Annotated in this window: 15 protein-coding genes and 1 riboswitch; of the genes, 7 read left to right on the plus strand and 8 right to left on the minus strand. The window is 57.2% G+C overall.

Going from position 1 to position 16,646, the window contains the following annotated elements; all coding sequences use genetic code 11:
- Window positions 1-318 precede the first annotated feature (318 nt).
- From VGC62_RS08720 to VGC62_RS08735, 4 genes are read right to left on the minus strand one after another with little or no spacing between them, the layout of a single operon-like run.
- On the minus strand, window positions 319-1,284 hold the full coding sequence (locus VGC62_RS08720) for a metal ABC transporter ATPase (protein ID WP_331186671.1): 966 nt from the start codon (window positions 1,282-1,284) through the stop codon (window positions 319-321).
- Between the two features lie 36 nt (window positions 1,285-1,320).
- Entirely contained in the window at window positions 1,321-2,130 is an 810-nt protein-coding gene (locus VGC62_RS08725) for an aldo/keto reductase (RefSeq protein ID WP_331186672.1), read from the minus strand.
- A complete protein-coding gene (locus VGC62_RS08730) occupies window positions 2,127-3,302 on the minus strand; it encodes an NAD(P)/FAD-dependent oxidoreductase (RefSeq protein ID WP_331186673.1) in 1,176 nt (391 codons plus the stop codon). Before VGC62_RS08730 ends, VGC62_RS08725 begins: the two co-directional genes overlap by 4 nt.
- A gap of 51 nt (window positions 3,303-3,353) precedes the next feature.
- On the minus strand, window positions 3,354-3,686 hold the full coding sequence (locus tag VGC62_RS08735) for a multidrug efflux SMR transporter (RefSeq protein WP_331186674.1): 333 nt from the start codon (window positions 3,684-3,686) through the stop codon (window positions 3,354-3,356).
- A gap of 93 nt (window positions 3,687-3,779) precedes the next feature.
- Here VGC62_RS08735 and VGC62_RS08740 point away from each other — a divergent pair, with 93 nt between their 5' ends.
- Both VGC62_RS08740 and waaA read left to right on the plus strand, forming a co-directional pair.
- On the plus strand, window positions 3,780-4,664 hold the full coding sequence (locus VGC62_RS08740; RefSeq protein ID WP_331186675.1) for a LysR family transcriptional regulator: 885 nt from the start codon (window positions 3,780-3,782) through the stop codon (window positions 4,662-4,664).
- 14 nt (window positions 4,665-4,678) lie between these two features.
- Window positions 4,679-5,950, plus strand: a complete 1,272-nt coding sequence (gene waaA / locus VGC62_RS08745) for a lipid IV(A) 3-deoxy-D-manno-octulosonic acid transferase (RefSeq protein WP_331186676.1) — start codon at window positions 4,679-4,681, stop codon at window positions 5,948-5,950.
- Between the two features lie 522 nt (window positions 5,951-6,472).
- Here the strand turns inward: waaA and VGC62_RS08750 are convergent.
- Entirely contained in the window at window positions 6,473-7,912 is a 1,440-nt protein-coding gene (locus VGC62_RS08750; RefSeq protein WP_331186677.1) for a TolC family outer membrane protein, read from the minus strand.
- Window positions 7,913-8,094: 182 nt separating this feature from the next.
- Window positions 8,095-8,199, plus strand: a riboswitch (TPP riboswitch).
- A gap of 178 nt (window positions 8,200-8,377) precedes the next feature.
- Between VGC62_RS08750 and thiC the strand changes: the two genes are divergently transcribed.
- On the plus strand, window positions 8,378-10,264 hold the full coding sequence (gene thiC, locus VGC62_RS08755) for a phosphomethylpyrimidine synthase ThiC (protein WP_331186678.1): 1,887 nt from the start codon (window positions 8,378-8,380) through the stop codon (window positions 10,262-10,264).
- Window positions 10,265-10,413: 149 nt separating this feature from the next.
- The gene (gene cytX, locus VGC62_RS08760; protein ID WP_331186679.1) at window positions 10,414-11,703 is read left to right on the plus strand and encodes a putative hydroxymethylpyrimidine transporter CytX; all 1,290 of its coding nucleotides are present in this window, start codon (window positions 10,414-10,416) and stop codon (window positions 11,701-11,703) included.
- Here cytX and VGC62_RS08765 read toward each other — a convergent pair.
- The gene (locus VGC62_RS08765; protein WP_331186680.1) at window positions 11,672-12,418 is read right to left on the minus strand and encodes an RsiV family protein; all 747 of its coding nucleotides are present in this window, start codon (window positions 12,416-12,418) and stop codon (window positions 11,672-11,674) included. The genes cytX and VGC62_RS08765 overlap by 32 nt on opposite strands.
- 219 nt (window positions 12,419-12,637) lie before the next feature.
- On the opposite strand from VGC62_RS08765, the gene VGC62_RS08770 reads away from it, so the two are divergent.
- From VGC62_RS08770 to VGC62_RS08780, 3 genes are all read left to right on the plus strand, one after another.
- On the plus strand, window positions 12,638-13,255 hold the full coding sequence (locus VGC62_RS08770) for an NUDIX domain-containing protein (protein WP_331186681.1): 618 nt from the start codon (window positions 12,638-12,640) through the stop codon (window positions 13,253-13,255).
- Window positions 13,246-13,698 carry a DUF1249 domain-containing protein gene (locus VGC62_RS08775; RefSeq protein WP_331186682.1) on the plus strand — a complete coding sequence of 151 codons (453 nt, stop codon included), beginning with the start codon at window positions 13,246-13,248 and terminating at the stop codon, window positions 13,696-13,698. The genes VGC62_RS08770 and VGC62_RS08775 overlap by 10 nt, the downstream gene beginning before the upstream one ends.
- Before the next feature lie 76 nt (window positions 13,699-13,774).
- The gene (locus VGC62_RS08780; RefSeq protein ID WP_331186683.1) at window positions 13,775-14,335 is read left to right on the plus strand and encodes a hypothetical protein; all 561 of its coding nucleotides are present in this window, start codon (window positions 13,775-13,777) and stop codon (window positions 14,333-14,335) included.
- Window positions 14,336-14,350: 15 nt separating this feature from the next.
- On the opposite strand, the gene VGC62_RS08785 is transcribed toward VGC62_RS08780, so the two are convergent.
- A complete protein-coding gene (locus VGC62_RS08785) occupies window positions 14,351-14,812 on the minus strand; it encodes a hypothetical protein (protein ID WP_331186684.1) in 462 nt (153 codons plus the stop codon).
- A gap of 109 nt (window positions 14,813-14,921) precedes the next feature.
- Window positions 14,922-16,646: RHS repeat-associated core domain-containing protein (locus VGC62_RS08790; RefSeq protein ID WP_331186685.1), on the minus strand; the 1,725-nt coding region annotated here is incomplete at its 5' end.

Below are 16,646 nucleotides of genomic sequence, written 5' to 3' on the forward strand. Positions count from 1 at the left end.
GCGTTTTTGTATGTCTGACTGATGAGGCATCGGTTGTAGGAGCGAACTTGTTCGCGAAGCGGTGTTTCAGCCACACCGCGTTGGTTGCCTCGCCAACAAGTTGGCTCCTACGGAAATCGGGTGCTCAATCAGAACTTCAACCGCCGACTGCAAGGTCGGGGGCGTTTTTGTATGTCTGACTGATGAATAATCGGTTGTGGAGCGAACGTGTTCGCGAGGCGGTGTTTCAGGCGCACCGAGTTGGTCGCCTCGCCAACACGTTGGCTGCTACAGATTTTGCGGCCAATCTTCACTCCATCATCGCCCCTGCAACACCCGTCAAGATTTGCTCAGCGTCTTGCGCGCCATTCGCAACAACTGCTTGGCCCCCACTTTCAAGCGCCGTTTTAAGCTCGCCTTCTTCGGTGGCGTCATGCCTTGCTGCTGGAGCCAGTCTTTCCAGCGAATGCGTTCGTCGCGCACCACCCAGCCTTCCTGCGCGGCAAAGCTCTCTGCCAGATACAGCCCACGTGTGCTGGCGGGCGTCAGTTTGTCCTGCTTGAGCGTATAGAGCTCGGGTAATGGTGCGCCGTTTTCCAGAGGCATCAGATACAGGTCGGGTTTGCTGCGATTGAGCCGCGCCACCAATTCGTCATTTTCCAGGCTTTCATCGACATGAAACAGGCTCAGCGGTCGTGCCTCCTTTGGCACTTCCAGGCGCATGTCATAGATGAGTTGCAACGACGCTGTGGGCAGATGCACATAAGCGCGCGGGCGCTCGATCAGGGTCATGCTGGCGCAGCGCACGGGTCGTGCCGCGCCAGACAGCGGGCTCAGACGAAAAGGTAACGCTTCACGGTAGTGCAGGGCAGCGGCATACGGCGCGGGTAGCCAGGTGTCGTTGAAGCGCCCGCTCAACCAGCCTTGTGGCGTTTCGATCAGGCATTCTTCGGCGACTTCCTGAATGGCCGTATGCAGTGGCAGGTTCACCTCATGTGCTGGCACATAGCCGGAAATCAGCTTGAGCACCACATCGCCACGGTCCTGCCGTCTCTGCCGTACCAACACCCAGTAATCACGGTTTTGCCAGTTCAGGGTCAGACGCACCGACACGCCCAGATTCGCAAGCTCGGTGGAGAAGCACTCAGGGTTCTCCACTTCGATCTTGCGACGACGTTGCAGGGTCTGGGAAAAATTTAGCGGCATCCCGACACTCTGATAACTCAGGCTTTCGGGAGTGGCTTCGACGAATAACGGCAGGGTTTTAAAGTTGCTGGGGTTTTTTCGAATCAGGGTTCGCGGCATATCGGCTCCTTCTTTCGTTGGGGTCGGCCGCCCACATCAGGCTTGACGGCGTATCACGGCAGCGGCAATCGCCACGTTATGGGTCAGATGCAGCGGATTGATGGTCCCGACGATAGCACCGGTGACGCCGGGATGTTGAAAAAGCAATTCAAAACTCGCTTGCACGGGATCGACGCCGGGGCTGAGGCAAACGTGCCCACTGGCCAGCGCCTTTTTGATCAGAACCCCTTTACCGTGTACAGCAGCGTAGTCGAGGACCGGTTTTTCGTCTTGTTCATTGAGGTTGTAGGTGACCATGGCGCAATCGCCCTCTTGCAACGCCAATAGGCCTCCGTCGACGGTTTTTCCGGAAAAGCCGAAGCCACGGATTTTGCCTTCGCGTTTGAGTTCGGCCAGCGTGTGATAAACGCCTGAGTCGTTGAGGATCGCCAGATCATTGCCGTCTGAATGCACCAGCACCAGGTCGATGAAATCCGTTTCCAGGCGCTTGAGGCTGCGCTCCACCGACATACGTGTGTGTGCGGGGCTGAAGTCATGGCTGGATTGTCCGCCTTCGAATTCTTCACCGACCTTACTGACGATCACCCAGTCTTGACGCTGGCCGCGCAGCAGCGGGCCGAGGCGGTCTTCGCTGGTGCCATAGGCTGGGGCGGTGTCGATGAGGTTGATACCCAGGTCCCGCGCCAGTTTGAGCAACATCTGCGCTTCGTTGTCGTCAGGGATCTTGAAGCCGTTCGGGTACTTCACCCCTTGATCACGGCCGAGTTTGACGGTGCCCAGGCCGATGGGCGAAACATTAATGCCAAGACTGCCCAGCGGGCGATGGAGGTCGTGCAGGGTCTTCATGGCAACAGTTCATCCCAGACAGGTCGCGCAATGGGTGGCTTGGGGAAGTCAGTGAACGCTGGCTGCGGGGTTGGGTGAATGTCGTCCCGCGACAGCGAGGCCAATACGCGATCGGCAAAGTCTGGCGCGAGTGCGAGTTTGGTTGGCCAGCCGATCATCAGACGCCCCTGAACATCCAGAAAAGCGTTGTCCGGGCGCGTCAGCCCCGATTGAGCAGGTTCGGCGCGGTCGACGCGAACGGTGGTCCATTGCGCCTGACTCAGGTCGATCCAGGGCAGAAGTTGTGTGAGTTCTTTCTTGACCGCTGCAATTTGCTCGGCCGGTTCGCGAGCGACTCCCTCAGCTTCGGCGACGTCGCCACCCAGATACCAGACCAGTTGGCCATCGGCTGCCGGGTGCGTGGTCACGGTAATTCTCGGCTTCGGCCCGCCACCCAGGCAATGCGCATACAGCGGCTTGAGCGTCGGCGCCTTGACCAGCACCATGTGCAACGGGCGACGTTGCATGGCCGGGCGTTGGATATGCAGCGCTTTCAACAAATCGCCATTGCCGCTACCCGCGCTGAGCACGATGCGCTGGGCAAAAATATCGCGACCATCGACCCGCAGGCCAACAAGGGCATCGCCGTCATGCAGCGGTTCGAGGGTGTGTCCGGCCAGCAGGCTGTCACCTGCCAGTTCCGCGAGCTTATTAATCAGACTGGGCACATCGACGACCAACTCAGCCAAGCGGTAGACCTTGCCCTTGAAGCGTGGGTCTTGCAGGGCTGGCGGCAGCTCCGTGCCCTTGACCTGATCGACGCGCCCGCGCACGGCCTTGCTGGCAAAGAAGCTGGTGAGGTTGCCGGCCAGGGTGCCGGGCGACCAGAGATAGTGGGCTTCAGAGAGTAAACGCACCCCGGACAGGTTCAACTCGCCCTTGCCGGCCAAGGCTTCACGCCAGCGGCGCGGCATGTCGGCGATGGCTTCGGATGCGCCGGACAATGCACCGTGCAACGCATATTTGGCGCCACCGTGGATGATGCCTTGGGATTTCACGGTTTGTCCGCCGCCCAGGCTTGCGTTTTCCACCACGACTGTCGAGAAACCTTGTCGACGCAGGCGCGCGTTGAGCCAGAGACCGGCGACGCCCGCGCCGACAATCAGAACGTCAGTGGAAATGGCAGATGGCATGTACACCTCAAATGGCGAAACGAATGCCGCCATTATAGGGGAACACGCTTTTCAATGACCGGCGGTTTTCGAGAACAACTGAATGACCACCACGCCCGCGACGATCAAGCCCATGCCGAGCATGGCCGGAACGTCAAGCTTCTGCCCATAGACGAACAGCGCCGCGACACTGACCATCACGATGCCCATACCGGCCCAGACGGCATAGGCAACGCCGACCGGAATGCTGCGCACCACCAGGGTCAGCATCCAGAACGCCACGGCATAACCGACGATCACCAGCAACAGCGGCAGCGGCGTACTCAGACCTTTGACGGCTTTCATGGAAACGGTGGCGATGACTTCAGCGCAGATGGCAATGGCCAGGAAGTAGTAGGCAGTCATGATGAAACTCCTCTTCAGTGTTCGGCATTCTAGAGAACATTCAGATGGGGTACAGTCATTACCTATCTCTATAGCTGATAGGTGGCGCACGTCATGCAATGGAATCTTGAGCAGATTCGCCTTTTCGTCAGCGTCGCGGAACACCGTTCTTTCTCGGCGGTGGCGCGCAAGTCGCGACGTGCTCAGTCGGCGGTCAGTAGCGCGATTGCCTTGCTGGAAGCGGATCTGGGGGTGAGTCTTTTCGACCGCAGCAGCGGTCGTCAGCCACTGTTGACCGAAGCGGGTACAGCATTATTGGAAGAGGCGCGAGAACTGCTGCGCCAGTGCGAGCGCCTCGACGGTCGCGCACTGGCCTTGATGCGCGGCGAGGAGGCGCGTTTGCGCGTGGCGCACGACGAAGCCATGCCGTATCAACCGGTGCTCGACAGCCTTGAGGCGTTGGATGAGCGATTTCCCAGCGTCGAAGTGCAGCTTGCCAGCAGCGCGCAAGGTGATGTGGCACGCAAACTGGTTGAACGCCGGGCCGACCTGGGCTTGTTGTTCCACCATGAGCAAATGCCAGAGGCACTGGAACGTCGGGTGCTGGGCAGTGTGGAAATGGTCACGGTCTGTTCGGTCAACCACCCATTGGTCAACGAGGCGCACATTACCCGCCAGCAATTGGCGCGGCATCGACAACTACTGATTGCACCCCTGCAGAGCGAGTATCCGGGAGGCGAGCAACTGAGCCCGCACGTCTGGCGGGCCGACAGTTTTTACGTGATGGCTGAACTGTTGATGCGCGGGCTGGGTTGGGCCTGGTTGCCTCGGCATGTGGTGCAATACCCGACCTATCAAAGCCACATGGTCGAGCTGACCAGCGAATGGACACCGCCCGCGCTGGTGGTGGAAATGGTCTGGCGGCGCGACGAACCGCTGGGCCCTGCCGCGCGTTGGCTGGCCGAGTGTTTCACCCATCATTTGAAGGCCATTGGCTGATAAACTCCGCGCCCATGAATAGAACCCTCTATACCGTCCTGTTTCACCTTGGCCTGCCCATCATCGCGCTTCGTTTGTGGCTGCGTTCGCGCAAGGCTCCGGCTTACGCGCAGCGCATTGGCGAGCGATTTGCCCTGGGTTTACCTGCGATGCAGCGCGGCGGCATTTGGGTCCACGCCGTTTCAGTGGGCGAGAGCATTGCCGCCGCGCCGATGATTCGTGCGCTGCTGGCGCGTTATCCACAGTTGCCGATTACCATCACCTGCATGACTCCAACCGGTTCCGAGCGCATTCGCTCGATGTTCGCCAACGAGCCGCGCATCCAGCACTGTTATCTGCCGTATGACTTTCCGTGGGCAGCGTCTCGGTTTTTGAATCACATTCGGCCAAAGCTTGGAGTGATCATGGAAACCGAGCTGTGGCCCAATCACATCCACCAATGTGCGAAACGCGGCATTCCGACGGTGCTGGCTAACGCACGCTTGTCGCAGCGTTCCGCACGGGGTTACGGCCGATTCGCCAGGCTCACGCGGCCCATGCTGGCTGAAATGAACCTGTTCGCGGTGCAGACCGAAGCCGAAGCCCAGCGCTTCCTTGAGCTGGGCGCACGACCTGAATGCGTAACCGTGACCGGCTCGATCAAGTTTGACCTGACCATCGACCCCGCGCTGCTGCAGCGCGCTGTTGCGCAGCGTGAACAATGGCAAACCACCCAGCGCCCGGTGTGGATCGCTGCCAGTACGCATGTGGGTGAAGATGAGGTCGTGTTGTCGGCGCATCGCCAGTTGTTGGCAGCGCATCCAGATGCGCTATTGATCCTGGTGCCGCGCCATCCCGAGCGCTTCAACAGCGTTTTTGAATTATGTCAGCAGCAAGGGTTCGCGACTGTTCGGCGTTCGGCAGCAGAACCCGTGACGGCCTCCACTTCGGTGTTATTGGGCGACACCATGGGTGAGCTGTTGTTTCTCTACGCGCTGGCTGACGTCGCCTTCGTCGGCGGCAGCCTGGTGCCCAACGGCGGCCACAACCTACTGGAGCCCGCAGCACTGGCCAAGCCCATCTTGAGTGGCACGCACGTGTTCAACTTCCTCGAAATCGCAGCCTTGCTGCGCAATGCCAGCGCGCTGGAAGAGGTGACCGATGCTGCAAGCCTCTCCATCGCCGTGCAGCGTTTGTTCGATCAACCCGAGTTGGCACGGACCATGGCCGATGCTGGCCTGGGCGTGATGAAGGCGAATCAAGGCGCGTTGCAGCGGTTGTTGGAGGGGATTGGGCGGTTGATGTGATATTTGCTGACGCCCGCACGCCGAGCGGAGATGAATAAGGGTTGACTTGATCCGTTTGCGCCTCATCACTCAATGCGAGTGATTGGCCCGATTTAATCCGCTCACAACCCGCCTGGCGGCAGACGCAAGCAGCGCTGTCGTCAAAATTGCAACATAAGGAAACACCCTACATAACTTGCCTGCCAGATCTGACAGGCAAAACTTGTTTTCACCTTCACGATTGCTGGCACCGAATTTTCGGTGCTGGGGATTTGTCATGGGCGCTGATCCAGCGAGCCTCTCAGCCATCAGGCGGCCTGGACAACCGGGACCTCATGTTTATGAACGATTCTTTGGAGCGGCTACCTCATGACCACCCCTCGTCTACAGCCTGAATTTACTCAACGGATTTGGCCCCGAGGGGAGCAGCGCCTGGAGCGATACGAAAAACATCGGTAAGTGTTGGGGTTGGCCTACAGCGACAGTCCGTTCAGGCACGGCCTCCGCGCGCAACACTTACACATGGCGCCGCGTGAATGAACCCTACCTCTCCGTAGGCCTTTCAAAATTCTTCGCCGCTTCCTTAGCCAGATCCGGCGGCAGGAAGTCTTTGTCGGGGTTGTAGTCCGCTTTCAAGTAGCGCGACAGGTCCTGCAAATCCCCGGGGTTCAACGTCCCCGCAGCCTGTTTCAGGCGCAGGTTGTCGATGATGTAGTCGTAGCGGGTGTTGTTGTAGTCGCGTACCGACGCATACAACTGGCGCTGCGCATCGAGCACGTCGACGATGTTACGCGTGCCGACCTGATAGCCGATTTCGGTGGCCTCCAGTGCGCTTTGGTTGGAGATGATCGACTGCTTGCGTGCCTGGACTTGCTCGACGTCGGTGTTCACCGCGCGGTGCAGGTTGCGGGTGTTTTCCACCACTTGACGGCGTAAACCTTCACGACGCTGCTCGCTTTGGCTCAAGCGTGAGTAGGCTTCACGCACCTGGGAGCTGGTCAGGCCGCCGCTGTAGATCGGGATATTCAACTGCACGCCGATGGTCCGCTGTTCGACATTGCCATGGTAGGCCTGGCCGGTGAAGTTCGGGTTGGTGAAACCCAGCGCGTCGTTGTCGCCTTTTTCTACTTGCGCCACGGCATCCAGTGTCGGTGCGTGGCCAGCCTTGCGCTGACGCAATGTCTCCTCAGCAGCACTGACGGCGTAGTTGCTGGCGAGCAAGTTGAGGTTTTGTTGCGCTGCGGTGTCGACCCAGGCCTTGGCGTCGTTGGGTGTGGGCGCAAGCACCGGCAAGGTGTGAACGATGCCTTCGATAGAGTTGTATTCGCGGTTGGTCAGGGTCACCAACGCTTGGAACGCGTCGTCCACCTGGCGTTTGGCAACGATGCGGCTGGCGCGCGCGGTGTCGTAACTGGCCTGGGCTTGCAGCACATCGGTCCTGTCCGAGAGGCCGACATCGAATCGTTCCCTGGCTTGATCCAGTTGACGCTTGAACGCGGCTTCTTCGGCCTTGGTAGATGCGAGGGTGTCCTGGGCTCGCAGCACGGTGAAGTAATCCTGGGCGCTTTCCAGAATCAGGTTTTGCTCGGTTGCCGACAGTTCAAGCACGGCCTGTTCATTGACGTCCTTGGCCGCTTGCAACTGGAACCAACGGTCAGCGCGAAAAATCGGCTGGCTCAACGTGGCTCGGTAGACCGTGCCGCCACGGTTGATCACGGCTGAAGGTTCATCAAGTTTGGTTCGGGTGCTGTTCACGTCTACACCGCCGGAAATGTTCGGCAGCAGGCCTGCGCGGGCCTGGGGTACGACTTCTTTGCGGGCGTCATAATCGGCGCGCGCGGCGGCCAGATCGGCGTTGTTGTTCACCGCTTCCTGATAAACGCTGACTAATCCTGTTTTGATCGGCAAAGGCAAGTCTGCCGCCCCGGCCATTGCACTTGAAGCACATGACACGGCAATGGCCAGTGAAAGTTTGCGCAGCATAGACATTCCCTAGTAGTTCAGACTGTGTGAATACATAGACGCCAAGGCGGACTCCGATGGCTTTGGCGCTGCGTAGCGAGTGTAGTTGCGCAGGGTGCCGACAACAATCGGGTAAATCGGCCATTTAACAAGCGTTTGAATTGCGCGCTTGGCGTTTGGCGCGCCGGGCGACTAGACTGGCGATGTTCTTGTCGGGGTGCCTTGCTATGAGGCTGAGATCGGATAATCCGGATCCCGTTGAACCTGATCAGGTTAGCGCCTGCGTAGGGAACAAGATTTCTCGTCTCCCGGCGAGTCCTCTTGAGTGTCGTCCGGGGTCGATTGTTCAGCTATTTTTCAACTATTGAACAGCTGAACAACCCTCGTTTTCGATCCTCAGCACTCTTTCAACGGGTGCGTCCGTTAAGATCAGGCTCAAGCTCCGACAAATCTATCCGCTGCTGGATGATGTCTGGAGAGCCCGTGATGAGTAAAACACTAAAAAACGCCAACCTGAGTGAGTCAGCCCAAGTCGATTCCGGGTCGGTTCAGCCGTTTACCCGTTCACAGAAGATTTACGTTCAGGGCTCGCGCCCGGACATCCGCGTGCCGATGCGTGAAGTCACGCTGGACGTGACGCCCACTGACTTTGGCGGCGAAATCAACGCGCCGGTCACCGTTTACGATACGTCCGGCCCGTACACCGACCCCAGCGTCATCATCGACGTGCGCAAAGGCCTGGCTGACGTGCGCTCGCCCTGGATCGAATCGCGCAATGACACCGAGCGTCTTGCCGGTCTGACCTCCAACTTCGGTCAGCAGCGGCTGAACGACCCTGAACTGACCGCGTTGCGTTTCGCCCATGTGAATAATCCGCGTAGGGCCAAGGCTGGCGCCAACGTCAGCCAGATGCATTACGCGCGTCAGGGCATCATCACCGCCGAGATGGAATACGTCGCCATCCGTGAAAACATGAAGTTGCAGGAAGCCCGCGCCGCCGGTCTGCTCAAGCAACAGCATGCAGGTCATAGCTTCGGCGCGAGCATCCCGAAAGAAATCACTGCCGAGTTCGTGCGTGAGGAAATCGCTCGCGGTCGTGCGATCATTCCGGCCAACATCAACCACGTCGAACTGGAACCGATGATCATCGGCCGGAACTTCCTGGTGAAGATCAACGGCAATATCGGTAACAGCGCACTCGGTTCTTCAATCGAAGAAGAGGTGGCCAAGCTGACCTGGGGCATTCGTTGGGGCTCGGACACGGTCATGGACTTGTCCACCGGCAAGCACATCCACGAAACCCGCGAGTGGATCATCCGCAATTCGCCAGTGCCAATCGGGACTGTGCCTATTTATCAGGCGCTGGAAAAAGTCGGCGGCGCGGCTGAAGACCTGACCTGGGAGTTGTTCCGCGACACGCTGATCGAGCAGGCAGAGCAGGGCGTCGACTACTTCACCATCCATGCGGGCGTGCTGCTGCGCTATGTGCCGCTGACTGCCAAGCGCGTCACCGGCATCGTCAGCCGTGGTGGTTCGATCATGGCTAAGTGGTGCCTGGCGCACCATCAGGAAAACTTTCTGTACACCCATTTCGACGACATCTGCGAAATCATGAAGGCCTACGACGTGAGCTTCTCGCTGGGCGATGGCCTGCGTCCCGGCTCGATTGCCGACGCCAACGACGAAGCGCAGTTCGGCGAACTGGAAACTCTCGGCGAGCTGACCAAGATCGCCTGGAAACACGATGTGCAATGCATGATCAAAGGCCCCGGCCATGTGCCGATGCAACTGATCAAAGAGAACATGGACAAGCAGCTTGAGTGCTGCGACGAGGCGCCGTTCTACACCCTTGGTCCATTGACCACTGACATTGCGCCGGGCTACGACCACATCACCTCGGGCATTGGCGCGGCAATGATCGGTTGGTTCGGTTGCGCCATGTTGTGCTACGTCACGCCCAAGGAACATTTGGGGCTGCCGAACAAGGACGACGTGAAGACCGGGATCATTACGTACAAGATCGCCGCTCACGCCGCCGACCTGGCGAAGGGGCATCCGGGCGCGCAAATTCGTGACAACGCGTTGAGCAAGGCGCGCTTCGAGTTTCGCTGGGAAGACCAGTTCAATCTGGGGCTCGATCCAGACACCGCGCGTTCTTATCACGATGAAACGCTGCCCAAGGACTCGGCCAAAGTGGCGCACTTCTGCTCCATGTGCGGCCCGAAATTCTGTTCGATGAAAATCACTCAGGAAGTGCGCGTATACGCGGCCAACCAGAAGATCGAGGCATTGGACGTTTCGGTGCAAGAGGGTTTGCGTGAGCAGGCTGAGCGGTTCAAGAAGGAAGGCAGTCAGTTGTACAAAAAAGTCTGACACCACCGAACTTCTGTAGGAGCGAATTCATTCGCGAGAGGTCAGTACAGCCGACATGAATAGGTTGTCTGGAGCATGTTTCGCGAATGAATTCGCTCCTACAGTTTGATCGCGTGCAAACAGCTAACAATCCTGCGAGATCACATAACGTGAACACACCCGGCACCTACTCTCCCGATATTCCCGTCCCCGCCGCCAAGCGCGTCTTTGGCGGGCGTGATCTGTTTTCTCTGTGGTTCTCCCTCGGTATCGGGCTGATGGTCCTGCAAACCGGCGCGCTATTGGCGCCGGGTTTGGGCATGTCTGGTTCGATGCTGGCGATCTTTCTCGGCACGCTGGTCGGCGTTTTGCTGCTGGCGGCTGTTGGCCTGATCGGCAGTGACACCGGACTCTCGTCCATGGCCGCACTCAAACTGAGCCTGGGCAGCAGGGGCGCAACCGTGCCGGCATTGCTCAACCTGTTGCAACTGGTGGGTTGGGGGGCGTTCGAGATCATCGTCATGCGCGATGCCGCCAGTTTGCTGGGTGCCGGTGCGTTTTCGGACGGCAGCCTGATCGCCAATCCGTTGCTCTGGACCCTGGTGTTCGGTGCGCTGGCCACCTTGCTGGCAGTCAGCGGTCCGCTGGCTTTCGTCCGACAAATCCTGCGCAAATGGGGCATCTGGCTGTTGCTTGCAGCGTGTATTTGGTTGACGTGGAACTTGCTCGCCAAAGCCGACTTGTCTGCGCTGTGGTCGCGCGCCGGTGACGGGACGATGCCATTTGCTGTTGGTTTCGACATCGCAATCGCCATGCCGCTGTCGTGGCTGCCGCTGATTGCCGACTACTCGCGGTTCGGCAAACGTGCCGCTGGCGTCTTCGGCAGCACCGCGCTGGGCTTCTTCATCGGTAATTTCTGGTTGATGAGCCTGGGCGTTGCTTACACGCTGGCCTTCGCGCCCAGTGGCGATACCAATGCGCTGCTGTTAGCGCTGGCGGGGGCTGGGTTGGGGATTCCGTTGCTGCTGATTTTGCTCGATGAGTCAGAGAATGCCTTCGCTGATATTCACTCAGCGGCCGTTTCAAGCGGCATTCTGGTGAAGGCCAAAGTCGAGCACATCGCATTGGTGATTGGCGTGATCTGCACCCTGATCGCCTGCTTTGCGCCGTTGGCTCAGTATCAGAATTTCCTGCTGCTGATTGGCTCGGTGTTTGCGCCGCTGTTCGGCGTGGTGCTGGTCGATCACTTCATCCTGCGTCGTCGCGATGCGTTGGCGGCGACGCTAGGTTTTCGCTGGATGACCTTGCTGGCGTGGCTGGGCGGGATCAGTACTTATCATCTACTGGCAAATCTATACCCAGACATTGGCGCAACACTGCCAGCCTTGATCGTGGCTGGCGTGCTGCAACTGATCCTGGGAAAAGCGATCAGCTCCGGCCGGGGAACAGTTCCGGCTTGAGGATGCCGTTGAGCTGCGGGTAAGGAATCTTCAGCTCAATGTGGCCCATCGAATAGGGCGCAATAGTGGTGACTGGGTATTTAAGAATCACTGCGCCGTAGGTCAGGGCGATGTTGGCGGTTTTTTTGAACGGCCAACTCTGCACGAATGCCGGGTCTTCGCTCATCTTGCTGCTGATCAGCCAGCCTTGATGGGCGAGTTCGGCTTTTTGCCAGAACGCAGCTTCCTGACCAGGCACCAGCATGTCAGCCAGCGTCAGCACTTTCTGCTGCGAGCGTGAGTAGTTGATGAAGGCACGACCCGGATCGCCGTGGGCACCACCGGTGTCGAGATAGCTCGACAGTTCGACCACCACGATACCGTCATGCTGCTCGCGTACTTTGGCCTGTAAGTAACTGCTGTTACGTGCTTGTGCCTGGCTCAGGTATTGCTCCTGATAGGCCTTAAGCGTCGGTGGAACCGGTGCGTCGGAGTCGGTGCGCGCCAGTTGCAGCAGCGTGCGCTGAACAATCGCATCCAGTTTTGGCTCGTCCGGGAAATGCACCGTATCGATATTCACCAGCGGGCAATCGTCGGTGGTGCATCCCGGTTTGATCAGCTCGGAGGCGTCACGCTGAACGGTCAGCGGACTGCGCAAGTTGGGCTGGAACAGGCTTTGGCAGGCGCCCAGTGTCAGGGCCACGCAAGCCAGTGAAGTGATCTTCAGAAACGACATGTTGATCCTTGGCAATGGCAAAGAAGGCAGCTGCATCACGCAACTGCAAGGTGCTTCGACTGCGGGCGGCGCCATCAGTTCGCCGCTCGGCGGATTAGAGTTCTTTTCACCTGCTGTCGTCTACCCTGCTTGCCAGAATTGCCGGAACAGGGGCTGCATCCCTTGTCCCAGCACGTTAGGATGAGGCGAAGACACAGGTGGTCCCGCAGCGAGAATTTTATGACCGATACGACTAAATCGACGCCAACCCGACACGAGATCACTCACCGCGAAGAATGCTTCAAAGGTTTTTATCAACTGGATCGGCTGCACCTGCGCCATGAGCTGTTCGCGGGGGGCATGGGCCCGGAAATCACGCGCGAGCTGTTCGTACGGCATGACGCGGTATGCGTATTGCCTTACGACGCCAAGCGTGACGAAGTGGTGCTGATCGAGCAGTTTCGGGTTGGCGCCGTGGGCAAAACTGCAAACCCGTGGCTGATCGAAATGGTCGCTGGCCTGATCGACAAAAAAGAGCAGCCCGAAGAGGTTGCTCACCGCGAAGGACAGGAGGAAGCTGGGCTTGTTTTCAACGCGTTGTGGCCAATCACTCAATACTTTCCATCACCGGGTGGCAGCACTGAATTCGTTCATCTGTTTCTGGGCAAGTGCGAAAGCGAGGGTGCGGGGGGCTTGCACGGGTTGGTTGAAGAGGCCGAGGACATCCGTGTGTCGGTCTGGTCGTTCGATGATGCATTTCAAGCCGTGAAAGACGGACGCATCGTCAATGCGGCAACTATTATCGCCATACAGTGGCTGGCATTGAACCGCACTGAAATCAGGGGGCTGTGGTCGTGACTCTTTTGCGCGAGCGCTATCGTGTTGACCTCGCCGGGCTGCAAGCAGCCTGTGAGGCTAACTACGCGCGCTTGATGCGTTTATTGCCTGACATGCGCAATGCGCAGCGGTCACGGCGCGTGGCCGTGACGCAAGGCGATCAAATGCTCGGCGTGCTGGCGGTTGAGGTCATCCTCGATTGCCCGTACACCACCACTCTGCAAGTGCGTCAGGAACACAGCTTGCCTTGGCTTCCAGTGCCCAGGCTGGAAGTGCAGGTCTACCACGACGCACGTATGGCTGAAGTTATCGGTGCCGAACACGCAAGGCGCTTTCAAGGCATCTATCCGTACCCCAACCCTGATATGCACCAGCCCGACGAAAAGGCCCAACTCAATCTGTTTCTGGGTGAGTGGCTGAGTCATTGCTTGGCGTGTGGGCATGAGTTTGAGGCGGTGCGTTGATTTTTGTAGTAGCGGAGATTTTTTTGGCGGGTGGTATAAACGAATCCAGTCTCACTCATTGCCCGGCGAGATGGAGATGAAGCTCCTTAAAGTGATCATTTACGGTGTGGCATTAGGGCTGGTCACTCCAGGCGTTTTCGAACTTTTTTTTAACCAAGGCGCGTCTATTCCAGTACTCCACTATTGGCTGCTTGCTTTTGCTGGTTTTTCGGTCGGAGCATTGTCAGCCCTCTATATTTCCTGGGGATGGTTATTGGGGGCTCTGGCTGGAGCTTTCATTGGTCTATATATACCCATACTTCCAATGTTCCTGCTGTGGCCACATAGTCATTATGAAGACGCAATAGGCTGGCTGCTCGTGAGTGCTGGCATCGGTCTGCTTGTTGGTGGTTATACGCTCTCAAAACTCTTCAAAAAGCTCGCCAATCGACGAGTTGCGAATATTAGGAATGCTGCAACTGAGAACCGGTACCCATCCCGACATTTGCCGATCTGCCCTCCAACTACCATAATCCGACTCTATCGACTCCGGGAGATGACCATTACCGAGTGCATCCTCACTGTCTTCGTCCGTGCTCCTGATCCAGTTGACCGACAGCCTGAAAGCCACAATGGATCGGGTCATCGCCAGCGGTAATCGTTCTTCCTCTTCTTATCTGAACTTCAGCGGACTAAACACGCGCGGGAATTTTTGCAGCGTCGCAAAGCGCTGATCAATCCCTATTGCGGTGAGACTCGCCGCGGCGCCGCTGATGGATGCCGGACGACCGATGATCGTCGGATCAAGATCGTTCTCCCCCATAACGGTCGAAACAATGGTCATCCCACCCGAGAGCGAAGCGACACTGTCGGCGATGCTCCATTCGCTGAATGCGCTTTTAAATAAAGAGCGGGAACCCGCTGGCGTGTACGGTTTTATCTTTGCGCCTCTTATTAAATAAGGCATCGGTGTTGTTTCAGGCATTTGGATAACAACGGATTCCATTCTCATCAGTCCCCCGTCGATCAAGTTCTGCATCCGGCCCATCTGGGCGCGTAGGCGAGTCACATTGGTTTTCACCACGTTACGGGTGTTCACAGCTGCCTGTTCACTGACCGAAATCAGCCTCCCCATTCCTGGCGCCCCCAGGCCTTTTCGCACTGAGTCCAGCGGTGCCAGAAACGCCCCGGCTACGCCGGTTCCGAACGCTACCCAGCCGAATGTCTTCGCCAGGTCCGGATTACTATTCTTCCAGTGACACGCTCGCTATGCTGAAAGCCGTCGACACTATGGCAAGGCCCGTCAACGACGCACCAAGAGCTAAACTGCCACCCGCCGTGAATGGAGCGGAAATGATGGCGACACCTCCCCATATAATGGCGTTCATGAGGGGACCATTCTTCCCAAGACTCATGGGCTGCCAGCTATTTTCATCTATGCCGCGCTGTCTGAAGCGTTGACTGATGCTTTTGGTGTGACCTGTGATATCGGTGTGATTGATCGGATCATTACCGCAATACGCATACGGCAAAACGCCTCCTTCTCCGAAAGGGCTCAGGCTGTCGGGCGTGGTGAACATGCAGAGTTCTGGGTCGTAGTGGCGATATCCATTGCCCAAGATATACACCCCTGTTTCTGGATCACGAAGTTCGCCATTCATGCCGATCATGGGAAACGCAGTGGGCACGTTGTCTGAGCCAAATTTCTCTATCAGGCAGCCTGAGTCGAATGGGCAATAACCGAAAGGCGTATAGGTAGGCGCCAACGTCAAGACACCGTCCTTGTCGCAATAGCCGAGTGGAGTGCCTTGAGCGTTTGTGAGCACGTATTGTTGGGTGTCGTCGATCAACGTTGCCGCTGAGGGCACTGCCGGTGCCCTATGAATCCTTTGATTAATCAGCCTGCACCCGCGACTGATATCCGTGAGGCTGACAGTGCGATTGACTTTCTTCGCGTCTAATATTTGCAGGCCCTCTACATAGGGTTTGCTGTCGCTCTCCGAGAGGGCTTGTGTGAAGCCGCTCAAACGGTATTCGTTGTAAAAGTATTCGGTTTTGGTTTTTGTTGAATCGCCTGATCCCATTAATTTATCGTAAGCATCATAGCGGTAATTGTTGTGGATAATACGGCCAAAAATATCGAACGAGCTTACAGGTGTCAATTTTGTGCGCAAGAATGGCGACCCATACCTTGGAATTTGTCCGTAAAGAAATCTTCCGTTTGCATCCTTAAATCTGCGAATTCTCGGATCGGTCCCATAGCCCGAGTCGTCATATGTATCTTCAAAGTCAGGTTCGATATGTAGGAAAAAATCCCACCCATAGAATTCACTGTTCATGGTTATTAAGTACAATTTGGTGGTGTCCTCAGGGTCGTAAAGGTATAGAGTCTTATACTCCCCTCCGGGGTAACGGTTAATATCTAAAGCTAAAGATTTAGTCTGCGCAGGAGAGTATTTTCCATCTGTGAAGTTGTTGAGGACTTCATTGATGTTGCCAGTTTCATTGTAGGTGAAGTGTTGTTTGGTTAGCGATTTTCCTGACGTGTCTTTGGGCTTGTTCGGGCCTGAACAACTATAGCTCTGTAGCTGGCCAGTGTGGGTGTAGGTATACGTTTCCGTTCGACATAAATCTTCATTGTTTTTTAGCGTGGCGGTATGCAAACGCCCATCTGGATTGAAGATGCTACTTAATTCCAGAATCGATGATTTCGGATTCTGCTCCGCGATGTCCGGTAGTATCTCGAACTGACGAAGGATCTCCCTTCCGGATTTGTCGTAGCTATAACGTGTGACCAGATTTTTACCACAAGGTAATTTGAATTTTTCGTAATCCAGTGCTCCATCGGCTCTGTATTTCAGGTGTGTAACACCCCACTCATGAGATATTGAATGGCAGCGCCCATGTTCGTCGTATTCATAGTCAATGCGTGTGCCTAACTCATCGACCGCTGATAGGGGTCTTCCGTT

Origin of the sequence: Pseudomonas sp., from assembly GCF_036404235.1 — a bacterium.
In the GTDB taxonomy this organism is placed as follows: Bacteria; Pseudomonadota; Gammaproteobacteria; order Pseudomonadales; family Pseudomonadaceae; genus Aquipseudomonas.

Bases quoted from the DNA above. Each gene is read 5' to 3' on its own strand.
- VGC62_RS08720 (WP_331186671.1), bottom strand. From the start codon at position 1,284: ATGCCGCGAACCCTGATTCGAAAAAACCCCAGCAACTTTAAAACCCTG.
- VGC62_RS08725 (WP_331186672.1), bottom strand. From the start codon at position 2,130: ATGAAGACCCTGCACGACCTCCATCGCCCGCTGGGCAGTCTTGGCATT.
- VGC62_RS08730 (WP_331186673.1), bottom strand. From the start codon at position 3,302: ATGCCATCTGCCATTTCCACTGACGTTCTGATTGTCGGCGCGGGCGTC.
- VGC62_RS08735 (WP_331186674.1), bottom strand. From the start codon at position 3,686: ATGACTGCCTACTACTTCCTGGCCATTGCCATCTGCGCTGAAGTCATC.
- VGC62_RS08740 (WP_331186675.1), top strand. From the start codon at position 3,780: ATGCAATGGAATCTTGAGCAGATTCGCCTTTTCGTCAGCGTCGCGGAA.
- waaA (WP_331186676.1), top strand. From the start codon at position 4,679: ATGAATAGAACCCTCTATACCGTCCTGTTTCACCTTGGCCTGCCCATC.
- VGC62_RS08750 (WP_331186677.1), bottom strand. From the start codon at position 7,912: ATGCTGCGCAAACTTTCACTGGCCATTGCCGTGTCATGTGCTTCAAGT.
- thiC (WP_331186678.1), top strand. From the start codon at position 8,378: ATGAGTAAAACACTAAAAAACGCCAACCTGAGTGAGTCAGCCCAAGTC.
- VGC62_RS08765 (WP_331186680.1), bottom strand. From the start codon at position 12,418: ATGTCGTTTCTGAAGATCACTTCACTGGCTTGCGTGGCCCTGACACTG.
- VGC62_RS08770 (WP_331186681.1), top strand. From the start codon at position 12,638: ATGACCGATACGACTAAATCGACGCCAACCCGACACGAGATCACTCAC.
- VGC62_RS08780 (WP_331186683.1), top strand. From the start codon at position 13,775: ATGAAGCTCCTTAAAGTGATCATTTACGGTGTGGCATTAGGGCTGGTC.
- VGC62_RS08785 (WP_331186684.1), bottom strand. From the start codon at position 14,812: ATGGGGAGGCTGATTTCGGTCAGTGAACAGGCAGCTGTGAACACCCGT.